This is a genomic window from Streptococcus mitis (assembly GCF_001281025.1).
Lineage (GTDB): Bacteria > Bacillota > Bacilli > Lactobacillales > Streptococcaceae > Streptococcus > Streptococcus mitis_AK.
In genome coordinates, this window is the sequence record NZ_CP012646.1 from 919,583 (window position 1) to 935,615 (window position 16,033).

Here is a 16,033-nt window from a genome sequence, read left to right on the forward strand (position 1 = left end):
ACTCATAGTTTTTGAGAAGATGATTCGTCATCTTCTTTTTTATTTCGCTGTTTTTACTTGCGTAAAAAATTGTTTTCTAGTATAATAGTTTATTGTGAGCGAACCTCACTTACCCCTTGCAAAGTCTTGGGGTCATTAGACCAAAAGGAGGAACATATCAATGGCTAAATACGAAATTCTTTATATTATTCGTCCAAACATTGAAGAAGAAGCTAAAAACGCTTTGGTAGCACGTTTTGACTCTATTTTGACTGACAACGGTGCAACTGTTGTTGAATCAAAATCTTGGGAAAAACGCCGTCTTGCATACGAAATCAAAGATTTCCGTGAAGGACTTTACCACATCGTTAACGTTGAAGCAAACGACGACGCAGCTCTTAAAGAGTTTGACCGTCTTTCAAAAATCAACGCTGACATTCTTCGTCACATGATCGTCAAAACTGACGCGTAAGAAGGTAAACTATGATTAACAATGTTGTACTTGTAGGGCGTATGACACGTGACGCTGAGTTGCGTTATACCCCATCAAATGTAGCAGTTGCGACTTTTACTCTTGCAGTAAACCGTACATTTAAGAGTCAAAATGGCGAACGTGAGGCTGATTTTATCAATGTCGTTATGTGGCGCCAACAGGCTGAGAACCTTGCTAATTGGGCTAAAAAAGGCTCACTTATCGGGGTGACAGGTCGTATCCAGACTCGTAGTTACGATAACCAGCAAGGACAACGTGTCTACGTGACAGAGGTCGTGGCTGAGAATTTCCAAATGTTGGAAAGCCGTAGTGTGCGTGAAGGTCACACAGGTGGAGCTTATTCTGCACCAACTGCAAACTATTCAGCGCCTACAAATTCAGTACCAGACTTTTCACGTGATGAAAATCCATTTGGAGCAACAAATCCATTGGATATTTCAGATGATGATTTACCATTCTAATGGACAACTAAAATTATAAAGGAGAAAAAACATGGCTCAACAACGTCGTGGCGGATTCAAACGCCGTAAAAAAGTTGATTACATCGCAGCAAACAAAATTGAATATGTTGATTACAAAGATACTGAGCTTCTTAGCCGTTTCGTTTCAGAACGTGGGAAAATCCTTCCTCGTCGTGTAACAGGAACTTCAGCTAAAAACCAACGTAAAGTAACAACAGCTATCAAACGCGCTCGCGTAATGGCTTTGATGCCTTTCGTAAACGAAGATTAAAGAAAAGACCCCGACGGGTCTTTTTTTCACGAGCCTTGAAATGAGAGAGCGAGTTGGGGTCCAGTGGACCTCTTTTTCATGAGCTTGAAAACAAGAAAGCGAATTAAGACCCCGACGGGTCTTTTTTCACGAGCTTTGAAATGAGAGAGCGAGTTGGGGTCCAGTGGACCTCTTTTTCAGACCCGGTTGGGTCTTTTTTCACGAGATAGTTTTTTTCTGAACTTGGCGTGCTATAATGGTAATAGAAAGAATACAGGTGGGTAAGTCAAAGATGAATTGCACGATTAGAAATATGATTAAGTCTGATATTGAATCCTTATCTCATGGATTTATGAATCAAGGTTGGCCTGGTAGAGAGGAAATTTTGGCTAGATATTTTCTGGAACAGGAAAGTGGGGAGAGAGAAGTCTTAGTTGCAGAGATTGATGGTGCTGTAGCGGGCTACGTTACCATTTTGCCCTCTGCTAAACATGGTCCTTTTGCAGAAGTCTATCCAGAATTATCAGATTTTAATGTGTTTGAGCCTTTTCGAAATCAAGGGATTGGGAATCAACTGCTAGAAGAAGCAGAAAAACGAGTCAAGTTTGTTTCGAGTAAGGTCACTCTTGGTGTAGGTTTGCACTTAGGCTATGGCCCTGCCCAGAGATTGTATATCAGACGGGGCTACATTCCAGATGGGACAGGTGTGTGGTATAGAAATAAACCGCTAGAAATGGGTGCAAGTTGTCAAAATGATAATGATTTAGTTTTATACTTATCCAAGGACTTACAATAAAACGGGAAACTTTTTGAAAATAGGGGATTTAGCTACTTTATGGTATAATGGAAAGAGTTAGATTGAAAGAGGTAGTGAGATGGATGCCAAATTAAGATACAAGGCAAAGAAAATCAAGATTGTCTTTTTTGATATTGATGATACATTGCGAAATTCAAAGACAGGTTTTATTCCAGCTTCAATCCCAACTGTTTTTAAGCAATTACGTGAGAAAGGAATTTTGACAGGTATTGCTTCTGGACGAGGGATTTTTGGTGTCGTTCCGGAGATTCGTGAGCTCAAGCCTGACTTTTTTGTAACCTTAAATGGTGCCTATATTGAAGATAAAAAAGGTCAGGTTATTTATCAACATCAGATTGAGAAGTCAGATGTTGAGGAGTATATCTCTTGGGCTAAGCAAGAGGGAATTGAGTATGGCTTGGTTGGGAGTCATGATGCCAAGTTGTCGACTCGCACCGATATGATTAGTGAAGCTATCAATCCAATTTACCCCGATTTAGATGTAGATCCTGATTTTCATGAAAAAGAAGATATCTATCAAATGTGGACTTTTGAAGATAAGGGAGATGACTTGCACTTGCCTGATAGTCTCTCAGACAAACTTCGAATGGTTCGTTGGCATCAACATTCGTCTGATATTGTGCCGATTTCAGGCTCCAAAGCGACGGGTGTGGAAAAGGTTGTGGAACACCTTGGCTTGAAACCAGAGAACGTTATGGTTTTTGGAGATGGCCTCAACGACTTGGAACTCTTTGATTATGCTGGAATCAGCGTTGCAATGGGAATTTCTCATGATAACATCAAAGAAAAAGCAGATTATATAACAAAAACACTAGAAGAAGATGGCATTTTTGGTGCCTTAGAAGGATTTGGTATGGTAGAAAAAGAATTGTATTTCCCACAAGTAGACATTGAAACAGTAGAAGGTCCTATCGCGACTATTAAGACCAATCACGGAGACTTGCGTATCAAGCTTTTCCCTGAACATGCTCCTAAAACAGTAGCTAACTTTGTAGCTCTTTCAAAAGATGGCTACTATGATGGTGTCATTTTCCACCGTATTATCAAGGACTTTATGATTCAAGGTGGAGATCCAACTGGTACTGGTATGGGTGGCGAGTCAATCTACGGCGAATCATTTGAGGATGAATTCTCAGAAGAACTTTACAATATTCGTGGTGCTCTTTCTATGGCCAATGCTGGTCCAAATACCAACGGCAGCCAGTTCTTTATCGTCCAAAATCAACACCTGCCATATTCTAAGAAAGAAATTGCTCGTGGTGGTTGGCCAGAACCGATTGCGGAAATCTATGCCAACCAAGGTGGAACCCCTCACTTAGACCGCCGTCACACTGTTTTTGGTCAGCTAGCTGATGAAGCTTCTTACGCTGTTTTGGATGCCATAGCTGCTGTTGAGACAGGGGCCATGGACAAGCCAGTTGAAGATGTCGTGATTGAAACAATTGAAATCGAGGACTAAGATGAAAATCGGTGATAAGCTAAAGGGGCGTATTACAGGGATTCAGCCCTACGGTGCCTTTGTTGAGCTAGAGACGGGTGATACGGGGCTGATTCACATTTCAGAGATTCGGACAGGCTTTATTGAAAATATCCAAGAAGCCTTGAAAGTCGATGAAGAGGTTCAAGTTCAAGTAGTGGATTTAGATGAATTTACAGGGAAAGCCAGCCTTTCTATCCGCACTTTGGAGGAAGAAAAACACCAGTTTCCGAGACGGAGACGCTTTTCGAGCGACCGTTTTAACTATGGCTTTGCGCCTCTTAAACGAATGATGCCAATTTGGACTAAGGAAGCTCTTCAACATTTGAAGAATCAGAAGCACTAGTTAGAAATCTCTATCTTTTGTAATGTTAATATAAATTTGCTATAATAAGACCATGGAAGAAGAACAATTATTAAAATCAGGAGAGCGCATTAACCAGCTCTTTTCGACAGATATCAAAATCATTCAAAATAGAGAGGTTTTTAGCTATTCGGTGGATAGTGTTCTCTTGTCACGTTTTCCACGTTTTCCTAAAAAGGGCTTGATAGTGGATTTTTGCGCTGGAAATGGAGCAGTGGGGCTATTTGCTAGCACTCGGACTCAGGCACAGATTTTGGCTGTTGAGATTCAGGAGCGTTTGGCGGATATGGCTGAACGCTCTGTCCGTTTGAATGGTTTAGAAGAGCAGATGGAGGTCATCTGTGATGATTTGAAAAATATGCCTGCTTACATCCAGGGAAGTAAGGTGGATATGATTTTGTGTAATCCACCCTATTTCAAGGTGGATCCTCATTCTAATCTGAACGAGAGTGAACATTATCTCTTGGCTCGCCACGAAATCACGACCAATTTGCAGGAAATCTGTCGTAGTGCCCAGAGTATTCTCAAATCTAATGGACGCTTGGCCATGGTTCATCGTCCTGATCGACTTTTAGATATCTTGGACAGCTTACAACGGCATAATCTAGCTCCTAAGCGCCTGCAGTTTGTTTATCCAAAAAGAGAAAAGGAAGCCAATATGCTTTTGATTGAGGCTATCAAGGATGGTTCAACAAGCGGCTTTAAGGTCTTACCACCTCTAATTGTTCACAATGATGATGGCTCTTATACGCCTGAACTTGAAGAGATTTACTATGGATCATAAGGCTTATATGTACGTGCTGGAGTGTCGTGATGGATCTTACTATACAGGCTATACGACTGATGTGAGAAGACGCCTCGCTGTCCACAATAGTGGGAAGGGAGGCAAATACACACGAGCACGCTTGCCAGTCAAACTCATCTATGCTCAAGGTTTTTCCAGTAAGGAAGAAGCCATGTCGGCAGAAGCCCTTCTCAAGCGTAAGAAGAGGCCACAGAAGGAAACATTTTTATCTGAAAATCAAGATAGAAATTTACTTAGTTATTTTGAAGAATCGTGAGGAGCCCTTTGACTCCTCTTACTTTTGTCAAAAAGCGAAAAAAATGCTACAATAAAGAGAATAAACAAAATGAGGTATTATCATGTCTAAGATTCTAGTATTTGGTCACCAAAATCCAGACTCAGATGCCATCGGTTCATCTGTAGCCTTTGCCTACCTTGCAAAAGAAGCTTACGGTTTGGATACGGAAGCTGTTGCCCTTGGAACTCCAAATGAAGAAACAGCCTTTGTCTTGAACTATTTTGGTGTAGAAGCACCGCGTGTTATCACTTCTGCCAAAGCAGAAGGTGCAGAGCAAGTTATCCTGACTGACCACAATGAATTCCAACAATCTGTATCAGATATCGCTGAAGTAGAAGTTTATGGTGTTGTAGATCACCACCGTGTGGCTAACTTTGAGACTGCAAGCCCACTTTACATGCGTTTGGAGCCAGTTGGTTCAGCGTCTTCAATCGTTTACCGTATGTTCAAAGAACATGGTGTAGCTGTGCCTAAAGAGATTGCTGGTTTGATGCTTTCAGGTTTGATTTCAGATACCCTTCTTTTGAAATCACCAACAACACACCCAACAGATAAAGTCATTGCTCCGGAATTGGCTGAATTGGCTGGTGTGAACTTGGAAGAATATGGTTTAGCTATGTTGAAAGCTGGTACCAACTTGGCTAGCAAATCTGCTGAAGAATTGATTGACATCGATGCTAAAACTTTTGAACTCAACGGAAACAATGTCCGTGTTGCTCAAGTAAACACAGTTGACATCGCTGAAGTATTGGAACGCCAAGCAGAAATTGAAGCTGCAATGCAAGCTGCCAACGAAGCAAACGGCTACTCTGACTTTGTCTTGATGATTACAGATATCGTCAACTCAAACTCAGAAATCCTAGCACTTGGTGCTAACATGGACAAGGTTGAAGTAGCTTTCAACTTTAAACTTGTAGACAACCACGCCTTCCTTGCTGGTGCCGTTTCACGTAAGAAACAAGTGGTACCTCAATTGACTGAAAGCTTTAATGCTTAAGATTTTGAGTGTCAATTCAAATTAGGAAAGGCTAGTTTGTCTTATATCGAAAGGAGTTTCGGCTCCTTTTTTTCTAGGAGTGAAGCATGTTAGAAAATGGCGATTTGATTTTTGTGAGAGATGAGTCAGATATGGGACAGGCCATCCAGACTTCCACAGGCAACTATAACCATGTTGCCATTTATTTGGATGGGATGATTTACCACGCTAGTGGACAGGCTGGTGTTGTCTGTCAAGAACCGGCAGACTTCTTTGAGTCTAATCACTTGTACGACCTCTATGTTTACCCAGAAATGGATATCCAGTCGGTGAAGGAAAGAGCTTGCAAACATCTGGGAGCTCCTTATAATGCTTCTTTCTATCCAGATGGACATGGTTTTTACTGTTCCCAGTACATGGCAGAAATCCTACCGATTTTTGAAACCATTCCCATGAAATTTGGGGATGGTGAGCAGGAGATTAGTGATTTTTGGAGGGAGTATTACAGAGAACTAGATCTGCCTGTTCCTTTGAACCAGCCGGGGACCAATCCTAGTCAGTTGGCATCATCGCCTCTGTTAGAATGTAAAGAAAGGAATCTTCATGATTCAGATTTTTAATCCATCTCGTTTGACGAGACAGCCATTTTTTAGAGAATTGATCCGCTATCTGGACCAGCATGAGGATGTGATTTTACGGGAAATCAAGGCTCAATTTCCAGATGTTGCAGTTGATAAACTCATGGAAGAGTATATAAAGGCAGGTTTGATTCTACGAGAAAATAAGCGTTATTACCTTAATCTTCCCATGCTTGAATCACTCGATAGTCTTGAACTGGATCAAGAGATTTTTGTCAGCGAAGCTAGTCCGGTCTATCAAACCTTGTTAGAGCAGAGGTTTGAGACAGAATTACGCAATCAAACCAATGCTGCTATTTTAGTTGAAAATACGGACTTTGCGAGATCAAAAATGACCCTGTCCAATTATTTCTACAAGGTCAAACATCAGTATCCTTTGACAGAAAAACAACAGGAACTTTATGCTATTTTGGGAGATGTTAATCCTGAGTATGCTCTCAAATATATGACGACTTTTTTGTTGAAATTTCTCAAAAAAGAGCAGCTTATGCAGAAACGCCGTGATATCTTTGTGGACAGTTTAGTTGTCCTAGGTTATATTGTCCAAAATGAAGATGGAAAGTATGAGTTGGCCGTCGATTTTGATAAGGAAAGATTAACTTTCTACTTGGCCTGATTTTTTTCTGAGCACATTGTTTGACTTTCCTTAGTATTCGGTATAAACTATATGTAACCGGTAACACATATCGGAATAAAATTAAAGGAGACAATCATATGTCACTTGAAAACAAATTGGAACAAGCAACAGGCGCTATCAAAGAAGGATTTGGTAAAGTTACTGGGGATGGCAAGACTGAAGCAGAAGGCGCTGTAGAAAAGACAGTTGCTAAGGCAAAAGAAGTAGTTGAAGACGCTAAAGGTGCTGTAGAAGGTGCCGTTGAAGGTTTGAAAAACGCTTTTAAATAAAAATAGAAAAAATCAAGGGTTTATTTCCCTTGATTTTTTTACTATCTTATAAATAATTTTCTGCGACGGCTGCATCTCCTGGGTAGGCTTCTTTCTTGCCTTGGACGATTTGGTAGCAATCGGCACCCTTACCAGCAATAATCACAGCATCTAATTCTTGACTTGTGATAGCCATAGCTGCCTTGATGGCTTCTTGGCGATCCGCAATTTTTTCAACAGGATGATTGATGTAGCTACTAATTTCATCTGCAATGGCCATTGGATCTTCATAGTTGGGGTCATCAGCAGTCAGAAAGACTTGAATATCAGGATGTTGATTGAGGAGAAGTCCAAAGTCCTTACGACGACTTTCTCCCTTATTTCCTGTCGAACCTAAGACCAGAGCAATCTTTCCTGTTTGATGAGTCTCTACAACATTGATGAGTTTTTTGAGACTGTCACCATTGTGGGCATAGTCGATGAAAACCTTGGCTCCATTTTTCTGGGTGAGGACTTCCATACGACCAGGAACTCGGGTTGCAGCGATTCCTTTTTTGATGTCCTCAAGACTAGCTCCGAGACGGAGGCAAGCAAGTCCAGCAGCAACGGCATTTTCTTGGTTGAAGTGGCCGATGAGTTGAATATCATAATCTCCAGCGAGTTTACCCGTAGCTGAAAAGCTAAAGGCTTTGGAATTCTCGATTTGGTTATCAGACTGGCTACCGTAGAAATCATGGTCTTGATCTTCCACCTGTTCTTTTAGTACAGAGAAGTGGTCCATGTCACTGTTAATGATGACTGCTCGGCTATTTTTCATCAAGAGACGCTTGTGGTAGAAGTAGTCCTCAAAGCTAGGGTGTTCAATCGGGCCGATATGGTCGGGGCTGATATTGAGGAAAACTCCCACATCAAAGGTTAGACCATAGACACGTTTGACCAGATAGGCCTGACTGGATACCTCCATGATGAGGTGAGTACGGTCATTTTGCACAGCTTGATTCATCATGTCAAAGAGGTCAATACTCTCAGGGGTTGTCAATGCAGACTTAAAGAAAGTTTCGCCATCTAGAGTTGTGTTCATAGTTGACAACATAGCAGGTCGATGCCCTTGAGATAAGATGTTATAGGCGAAATAGGCTGCTGTTGTCTTACCCTTGGTTCCAGTAAAGGCAAGGAGTTTGAGTTTGTCCTGTGGATTTCCATAAAATTCCATGGCAATCAAACTCATGGCTTTCTTGATATCACTGACGATAATAGCAGGAATACCAACTTCATAGTCTTCTTCAGCCATATACCAACCGAGGCCTTGAGAGATGGCTGAAAGCAGAAATTCCTTCTTAAAGGAAGCCCCCTTGACGAAAAAGAGGCTCTTCTCTTTGGCCTTGCGGCTGTCATAACAGATGGTATCAAATACGACATGGCTGTAGTTGTAGTGATAGTGTCCTTGGTCGATAATCTCGCGGAAGAGACTATCTTTCTTTAAAATATCTAATACGGTTTCAATCTTAATCATACTTTCTATTGTAAACCGAAAGTCGTAAATTTACAAGTGACAAGGAAAAGTTTATAATGGAAGATGAGGAATTTTTCCTAGTGATTAAAATTAAATGAGGAATCTATGTCTAACGAAAACAATCACCAGCAGGCCCAGATGTTACGGGGGACTGCTTGGCTAACGGCTAGTAACTTTATCAGTCGTCTACTCGGTGCCATTTATATCATCCCTTGGTATATCTGGATGGGGTCTTATGCGGCTACAGCAAATGGTCTCTTCACCATGGGCTATAATATCTATGCCTGGTTCTTGCTGATTTCAACAGCAGGGATTCCAGTTGCGGTGGCCAAGCAAGTGGCCAAGTATAATACCATGCGAGAAGAAGAGCATAGCTTTGCCCTGATTCGGAGCTTTTTAGGCTTTATGACAGGACTAGGTCTGGTTTTTGCTTTAGTCTTGTATCTCTTTGCTCCATGGCTAGCAGACTTGTCGGGTGTAGGGAAAGACCTGATCCCAATCATGCAGAGTTTGGCTTGGGCGGTCTTGATTTTCCCATCTATGAGTGTTATCCGAGGCTTCTTCCAAGGGATGAATAACCTGAAACCTTATGCCATGAGCCAAATTGCTGAGCAGGTCATTCGTGTTATCTGGATGCTCTTAGCTACCTTTATGATTATGAAAATGGGCTCAGGAGATTATCTAGTAGCGGTTACCCAATCCACCTTTGCTGCCTTTGTCGGCATGGTAGCTAGTTTTGCAGTTTTGATCTATTTCCTTGCCAAAGAAGGATTACTTAAAAGAGTCCTTGAAACAGGAGATAAGATAAACAGCAAGCGTCTTTTGGTCGATACCATTAAGGAAGCCATTCCTTTTATCCTGACAGGGTCTGCTATCCAGCTTTTCCAGATTTTGGACCAGATGACCTTTATCAATAGTATGAGTTGGTTTACCAACTATAGTAATGAAGACTTGGTTGTCATGTTTTCTTATTTCTCAGCCAATCCTAATAAAATCACTATGATTTTGATTTCTGTTGGGGTTTCGATTGGGAGTGTAGGGTTGCCACTTTTGACTGAAAACTATGTCAAGGGGGACTTGAAGGCGGCTTCTCGTCTAGTTCAGGACAGCATCACTATGCTTTTCCTATTCTTGCTACCAGCAACGGTTGGAGTAGTCATGGTAGGAGAACCTCTCTATACTGTCTTCTATGGCAAGCCAGATAGTTTGGCCATGGGCTTATTTGTCTTTGCAGTTTTGCAGTCTACTATTTTAGGCTTGTACATGGTCTTGTCTCCAATGCTTCAGGCCATGTTCCGCAACCGCAAGGCAGTTCTCTATTTTATCTATGGTTCCATTGCCAAGCTGGTCTTGCAACTTCCAACCATCGCTCTCTTCCACAGTTATGGACCTTTGATTTCAACAACAATCGGTCTCATCATTCCTAATGTTTTGATGTATCGGGATATTTGTAAGGTAACTGGTGTCAAGCGCAAGGTGATTTTGAAACGAACCATTTTAATCAGTTTATTAACTCTTTTCATGTTTCTTGTAGTTGGGACATTGCAGTGGATTTTAGGATTTGTCTTCCAACCAAGTGGACGTTTGTGGAGTTTCCTATATGTAGCTCTTGTCGGTGCCATGGGGGGAGGAGTTTACGGATTCTTGAGTCTTCGTACCCGTTTATTGGATAAGGTGATTGGACAAGCCCAAGCTAATCGCTTACGAGCAAAATTAAGAATTTCTCAATAATTTTTTTATAAATAAAAGGGATAATTTGAACATTTCTATCATGAAATGCTTGAATTATTCTCTTTTTTATTAATTTGTATTATATTTTTTATAATTTGTAGATAGTAATTTAATTTTTCTTAAATTTTACTTAAAAAACTATTGACTAAATAAAACCTGTAATGTATAATAAGACAAATATTTAAATCAGGAGGTTCTGGAGATGAAAAAGTCTAAGGCCAAGTATGCAACACTTGCAGGTATCGTGTTAAGTGCAGGTATTTTGTTAAGTGCGTGTGGAAATTCTAGCACAGGGTCAAAAACATATAATTATGTTTATTCAAGTGATCCATCTAGTTTGAACTATCTAGCAGAAAACCGTGCAACAACTACTGATATTGTGACCAACCTGGTAGATGGTCTCATGGAAAATGACCAATATGGGAACTATGTCCCATCTTTGGCAGAGGATTGGAGTGTTTCTAAGGACGGTTTGACCTATACCTACAAACTGCGGAAAGATGCTAAATGGTATACTTCAGATGGAGATGAATATGCTCCTGTAACTGCCCAAGATTTTGTCACTGGATTGAAATATGCGGCTGATAAAAAATCAGAAGCCTTGTACTTAGTGCAAGAATCCGTTGTTGGTTTAGATGACTATATCACTGGTAAAACAAGCGACTTTTCAACTGTCGGAGTCAAGGCTCTTGATGACCAAACCGTTCAATATACCTTGGCACGACCAGAACCTTACTGGAACTCAAAAACAACTTCAACCATTCTTTTCCCAGTTAATGCGGATTTCTTGAAATCAAAAGGGGATGATTTTGGGAAGGTAGACCCATCTAGCATTTTGTACAATGGACCTTTCTTGATGAAATCCTTTGTTTCAAAATCGGTCATCGAATACAAGAAAAATCCTAACTACTGGGATGCTAAAAATGTCTTTGTAGATGATGTCAAATTGACTTATTTTGATGGTAGTGACCAAGATGCGTTAGCACGTAATTTTACCGAAGGTGTTTATAGCTATGCTCGTCTCTATCCGAACAGTTCAAGTTTTGAAGGGATTAAAGAAAAGAATAAGGACAATATCATCTATAGCATGCAAGATGCTACTTCTTACTTCTTAAACTTCAACTTGGATAGAAAATCTTATAAATTTACTTCAAAAACAAGTGATGCTGAGAAGAAGTCTACACAAGAAGCGGTTCTTAACAAAAACTTCCGTCAAGCCATTAACTTTGCTTATGACCGTACAGCCTACGGGGCTCAATCTCAGGGAGAAGAGGGTGCAACTAAGATTTTGCGTAACCTCGTCGTTCCTCCAACATTTGTAAGTATCAATGGAAAAGACTTTGGTGAAGTAGTAGCCTCTAAGATGGTGAATTACGGTAAGGAATGGCAAGGAATCAACTTTGCAGATGCCCAGGATCCATACTACAATCCAGAAAAAGCTAAAGCTAAATTTGCTGAAGCTAAGAAAGAACTCCAAGCCAAAGGAGTCCAATTCCCTATACACTTAGATAAAACTATAGATTTGGCTAATAAGGCTGAAATTCAAGGAATCAATTCCATGAAGCAATCAATAGAATCTGTCTTAGGTGCAGATAATGTTGTGATTGATGTTCATCAACTTTCTACAGAGGACTATGATAGTTCAGGTTATCTCGCTCAAACTGCAGCTCAGAAGGATTATGATCTTTACAATGGTGGTTGGACTGCAGACTATCAAGATCCTTCAACCTATCTTGATGTCTTTAACGTTAATTCTGGTGGTTTGATGCAAAATCTAGGTATAGAGCCAGGTGAAGCCAATGACAAAGCCAAGGCTGTTGGACTGGATGTCTACACTCAAATGTTGGAAGAAGCTAATAAGGAACAAGATCCAGCTAAACGTTATGAAAAATATGCAGATGCCCAAGCTTGGTTGGTGGATAGCTCTTTAGCAATTCCAAATGTTTCACTTGGTGGAACACCAACATTGAGAAAAATCGTTCCTTTCTCAACACCATATTCATTGGCTGGTAATAAAGGGGTTGAATCATATAAATATCTCAAATTACAAGATAAGACAGTCACAAAAGATGAATATGAAAAAGCTAAAGAAAAATGGTTGAAAGAAAAAGAAGAATCCAATAAAAAAGCCCAAGAAGAATTGGCAAAACATTTCAAATAAGGATTTTTCAAGAAAAACGATGGTTTCGAAGGAAGCTGTCGTTTTTTTAATAGAATGATAGCGAAGTTGGAAGAAAAGTGCTTACATTTTTTCTTAGTTAATTGAATTTATGATATAATGAATATAACAAAAACGTGAGACGCTATTTTTAAATCCTCTTCCAGTGTTAACTGAAGTATGCACATGCTAGGATGATTTTATAGGAGGGATGCTGTCTACTAAAAAAGTAAGATAAAATGCAACTAATGATAAGTTCTTCTTTTATGTGAAGAGTTCTTATCTGCCTATTTACTAATTTTTATGGAGGTAACATCATGGGCGCTATTATGGAGTTTGCAACAGAAAAACAGATTGAATCATTTCTCTCAACTTGCCACATTGAAGGGCAAAAGAATTTTCTGATGGCTTTTAAGAAAAAGACATGGTTGAAATCCTTTATTGATTTTTTCGTTATAGGAGGAAGTTACTATGTTCAGTCGAGTGTGAAGCCTAAGATTCTGGCATTCACACCTAAGGGAATCTACTTGATGGACATCAATGATGTAACAGAAAATCATTCTAATCAAGTCGTAGAGATGCCTTGGAATCAAGTTAAAGATTTTACTTATAAGACAGTCTTGAACACAGTTAGGCTGAACTGGCACTATCAAAATGAAGACTATATTTTTTCCGTGGAAGTTGGTCAGATTAGTCAGCATGTGGGCCAATATCAATTTAACAAAGACCATTATGACTATTTATCCCAACAGGATTTCTTTCAGTCTAAGTAAGCCCCAGCAATCATTTTCACAAAAGAATCTGGAAGCTTTTCTGGATTCTTTTTAGCTTTACTCGATAAGTCTATAGTTTGAAACTATAGCTAGCTCTTGAAAAGAAGAAAATGAGTTGATGAAAATAAGTGGTACAATAGTTACTATAGATTTGGAGGAATTGTATGAGCAAGGAATTACACATTAACACAATTTTGGCCCAGGCGGGTATTAAGTCAGATGAAGCGACAGGTGCATTGGTGACACCGCTTCATTTTTCAACGACTTATCAGCATCCAGAGTTTGGTCAATCTACTGGATTTGACTATACGCGTACAAAAAACCCAACTCGCAGTAAGGCAGAAGAAGTCTTGGCGGCTATTGAGTCCGCAGACTATGCCCTAGCGACTAGCTCAGGGATGTCAGCTATTGTACTGGCCTTTAGTATCTTCCCAGTAGGAAGTAAGGTCTTGGCTGTCCGTGACCTTTACGGTGGTTCTTTCCGCTGGTTCAATCAAGTGGAGCAGGAAGGCCGTTTCCATTTTACCTATGCCAATACAGAAGAAGAGTTGATTGCCGAGTTAGAAAAGGACGTGGATGTTCTCTATATCGAAACACCAACCAATCCCTTGATGTTGGAATTTGATATAGAAAAACTAGCAAAATTAGCTCATGCTAAGGGTGCCAAAGTGGTGGTGGACAATACCTTCTACAGCCCTATCTACCAACGTCCGATTGAAGATGGAGCAGATATCGTTCTCCATTCAGCAACCAAGTATCTAGCAGGCCACAATGATGTCTTGGCTGGAGTGGTTGTGACCAATAGTTTAGAACTATACGAGAAGCTTTTCTACAATCTCAATACGACAGGGGCAGTCTTGTCACCATTTGACAGTTATCAATTGATTCGTGGTCTCAAGACCTTATCTCTTCGTATGGAGCGCTCAACAGCCAATGCCCAAGAAGTGGTTGCCTTTTTGAAGGATTCTCCAGCAGTTAAGGAAGTTCTCTACACTGGGCGTGGAGGGATGATTTCCTTTAAAGTAGCAGATGAAAAACGCATTCCTCATATTTTGAACAGTCTCAAGGTCTTCTCTTTTGCGGAAAGTTTGGGTGGGGTGGAAAGTCTGATTACTTATCCAACGACACAAACACATGCCGATATTCCAGCAGAAGTGCGCCATTCTTATGGTTTGACAGACGACCTCTTGCGTTTGTCAATTGGGATTGAGGATGCTAGAGATTTGATTGCAGATTTGCGCCAAGCCTTGGAAGGATAAGACAAAGATGGGAAAATATGATTTTACAAGCCTGCCCAATCGTTTAGGGCACCATACCTATAAATGGAAAGAAGCAGAAACGGATAGTGAAGTCCTACCAGCTTGGATAGCGGATATGGACTTTGTAGTCTTGCCTGAAATCCGCCAAGCCGTGCAGACTTACGCTGATCAACTGGTTTATGGCTATACCTATGCTAGTGAAGAGTTAATTAAGGAAGTTCAAAAGTGGGAAGCCACACAACACGGTTACCACTTTGACAAAGAGGCTCTTGTCTTTATCGAGGGTGTGGTACCAGCCATCTCAACAGCTATTCAAGCCTTTACAAAAGAAGGCGAGGCTGTTTTGATTAACACACCTGTCTATCCACCCTTTGCACGCAGTGTCAAGTTGAACAACCGTAGATTGATTACCAATTCTTTGGTGGAAAAGGATGGTCTGTTTGAGATTGACTTTGATCAACTGGAGAAGGATTTGGTAGAAGAGGAGGTCAAACTCTATATTCTTTGCAACCCTCACAATCCTGGTGGACGTGTTTGGGAAAAGGAAGTGTTGGAGAAGATTGGCCAACTCTGCCAAAAACACGGTGTTTTCTTGGTTTCGGATGAGATTCACCAAGATTTGGCCCTCTTTGGTCACAAGCACCAGTCTTTTAATACCATTAATCCAGCTTTTAAAGAATTTGCAATCGTCTTGAGCAGTGCCACTAAAACTTTTAACATCGCTGGGACAAAAAATTCCTATGCTGTCATTGAAAATCCTAAGTTGAGACTGGCTTACCAGAAACGCCAGTTGGCCAATAACCAGCATGAAATTTCAGGCTTGGGTTATTTGGCGACAGAAGCTGCTTATCGCTATGGGAAGGATTGGCTAGAGGAACTCAAGCAAGTCTTTGAAGATCATATTAATTATGTGGTAGATTTATTTGGAAAAGAGACTAAAATCAAGGTCATGAAACCGCAAGGGACCTACTTGATTTGGCTTGATTTTTCAGCCTATGACCTGACTGATGAAAAATTACAAGAGCTGTTGAGAAATGAAGCCAAGGTTATCCTCAACCGTGGTTTGGATTTTGGAGAGGAAGGAAGTCTCCATGCCCGTCTCAATGTAGCTATGCCTAAATCTCTGCTGCAAGAAGTGTGTCAGCGAATTGTGACGACTTTTGCCAAACGTTAAAAA

At 40.6% G+C, this 16,033-nt stretch carries 18 protein-coding genes; 17 read left to right on the plus strand and 1 reads right to left on the minus strand.

What is annotated here, in order from left to right; translation table 11 throughout:
• Positions 1–160 precede the first annotated feature (160 nt).
• From rpsF to RN80_RS04555, 12 genes are all read left to right on the plus strand, one after another.
• Positions 161–451 (plus strand): 30S ribosomal protein S6, encoded by a 291-nt coding sequence (rpsF, locus tag RN80_RS04500; RefSeq protein ID WP_001151778.1) that lies wholly within the window; start codon positions 161–163, stop codon positions 449–451.
• Between the two features lie 11 nt (positions 452–462).
• Complete coding sequence (ssbA, locus tag RN80_RS04505) at positions 463–933, plus strand: single-stranded DNA-binding protein SsbA (protein ID WP_000609606.1); 471 nt, start codon at positions 463–465, stop codon at positions 931–933.
• Positions 934–964: 31 nt separating this feature from the next.
• Positions 965–1,204, plus strand: a complete 240-nt coding sequence (rpsR, locus tag RN80_RS04510; protein ID WP_000068664.1) for a 30S ribosomal protein S18 — start codon at positions 965–967, stop codon at positions 1,202–1,204.
• A gap of 271 nt (positions 1,205–1,475) precedes the next feature.
• Complete coding sequence (locus RN80_RS04515; protein ID WP_045612060.1) at positions 1,476–1,979, plus strand: GNAT family N-acetyltransferase; 504 nt, start codon at positions 1,476–1,478, stop codon at positions 1,977–1,979.
• Positions 1,980–2,058: 79 nt separating this feature from the next.
• A complete protein-coding gene (locus RN80_RS04520) occupies positions 2,059–3,459 on the plus strand; it encodes a bifunctional Cof-type HAD-IIB family hydrolase/peptidylprolyl isomerase (protein WP_060627797.1) in 1,401 nt (466 codons plus the stop codon).
• A gap of 1 nt (position 3,460) precedes the next feature.
• The gene (locus tag RN80_RS04525) at positions 3,461–3,823 is read left to right on the plus strand and encodes a S1 RNA-binding domain-containing protein (protein ID WP_000689605.1); all 363 of its coding nucleotides are present in this window, start codon (positions 3,461–3,463) and stop codon (positions 3,821–3,823) included.
• Between the two features lie 52 nt (positions 3,824–3,875).
• Positions 3,876–4,625 carry a tRNA1(Val) (adenine(37)-N6)-methyltransferase gene (locus RN80_RS04530; protein WP_000390769.1) on the plus strand — a complete coding sequence of 250 codons (750 nt, stop codon included), beginning with the start codon at positions 3,876–3,878 and terminating at the stop codon, positions 4,623–4,625.
• Positions 4,615–4,902 (plus strand): GIY-YIG nuclease family protein, encoded by a 288-nt coding sequence (locus RN80_RS04535; protein WP_060627799.1) that lies wholly within the window; start codon positions 4,615–4,617, stop codon positions 4,900–4,902. Before RN80_RS04530 ends, RN80_RS04535 begins: the two co-directional genes overlap by 11 nt.
• 82 nt (positions 4,903–4,984) lie before the next feature.
• Positions 4,985–5,920, plus strand: a complete 936-nt coding sequence (locus RN80_RS04540; RefSeq protein ID WP_060627801.1) for a manganese-dependent inorganic pyrophosphatase — start codon at positions 4,985–4,987, stop codon at positions 5,918–5,920.
• An 86-nt stretch (positions 5,921–6,006) separates the two neighbouring features.
• Positions 6,007–6,519: a YiiX/YebB-like N1pC/P60 family cysteine hydrolase gene (locus tag RN80_RS04545; RefSeq protein WP_060627803.1), complete on the plus strand. Its 513-nt coding sequence runs from the start codon at positions 6,007–6,009 to the stop codon at positions 6,517–6,519.
• Complete coding sequence (locus RN80_RS04550) at positions 6,503–7,153, plus strand: DUF1803 domain-containing protein (protein ID WP_060627805.1); 651 nt, start codon at positions 6,503–6,505, stop codon at positions 7,151–7,153. Before RN80_RS04545 ends, RN80_RS04550 begins: the two co-directional genes overlap by 17 nt.
• Positions 7,154–7,251: 98 nt before the next feature.
• Entirely contained in the window at positions 7,252–7,443 is a 192-nt protein-coding gene (locus tag RN80_RS04555) for a CsbD family protein (RefSeq protein ID WP_000051182.1), read from the plus strand.
• Positions 7,444–7,489: 46 nt separating this feature from the next.
• Here the strand turns inward: RN80_RS04555 and RN80_RS04560 are convergent, their stop codons facing one another.
• The gene (locus RN80_RS04560; RefSeq protein WP_060627806.1) at positions 7,490–8,935 is read right to left on the minus strand and encodes a UDP-N-acetylmuramoyl-L-alanyl-D-glutamate--L-lysine ligase; all 1,446 of its coding nucleotides are present in this window, start codon (positions 8,933–8,935) and stop codon (positions 7,490–7,492) included.
• Between the two features lie 105 nt (positions 8,936–9,040).
• On the opposite strand from RN80_RS04560, the gene RN80_RS04565 reads away from it, so the two are divergent.
• The 5 genes from RN80_RS04565 (at position 9,041) to RN80_RS04585 (ending at position 16,030) form a co-directional block, all read left to right on the plus strand.
• The gene (locus RN80_RS04565) at positions 9,041–10,666 is read left to right on the plus strand and encodes a putative polysaccharide biosynthesis protein (RefSeq protein WP_060627808.1); all 1,626 of its coding nucleotides are present in this window, start codon (positions 9,041–9,043) and stop codon (positions 10,664–10,666) included.
• Between the two features lie 202 nt (positions 10,667–10,868).
• Positions 10,869–12,827, plus strand: coding sequence for a peptide ABC transporter substrate-binding protein (locus tag RN80_RS04570; protein WP_060627810.1), 1,959 nt, complete (start codon positions 10,869–10,871; stop codon positions 12,825–12,827).
• 314 nt (positions 12,828–13,141) lie between these two features.
• Positions 13,142–13,597, plus strand: a complete 456-nt coding sequence (locus tag RN80_RS04575) for a hypothetical protein (protein WP_060627812.1) — start codon at positions 13,142–13,144, stop codon at positions 13,595–13,597.
• A gap of 164 nt (positions 13,598–13,761) precedes the next feature.
• Entirely contained in the window at positions 13,762–14,856 is a 1,095-nt protein-coding gene (locus RN80_RS04580) for a cystathionine gamma-synthase (RefSeq protein ID WP_060627814.1), read from the plus strand.
• Positions 14,857–14,863: 7 nt separating this feature from the next.
• Positions 14,864–16,030, plus strand: coding sequence for a MalY/PatB family protein (locus tag RN80_RS04585; RefSeq protein WP_060627816.1), 1,167 nt, complete (start codon positions 14,864–14,866; stop codon positions 16,028–16,030).
• The last annotated feature ends 3 nt before the right edge of the window (positions 16,031–16,033 follow it).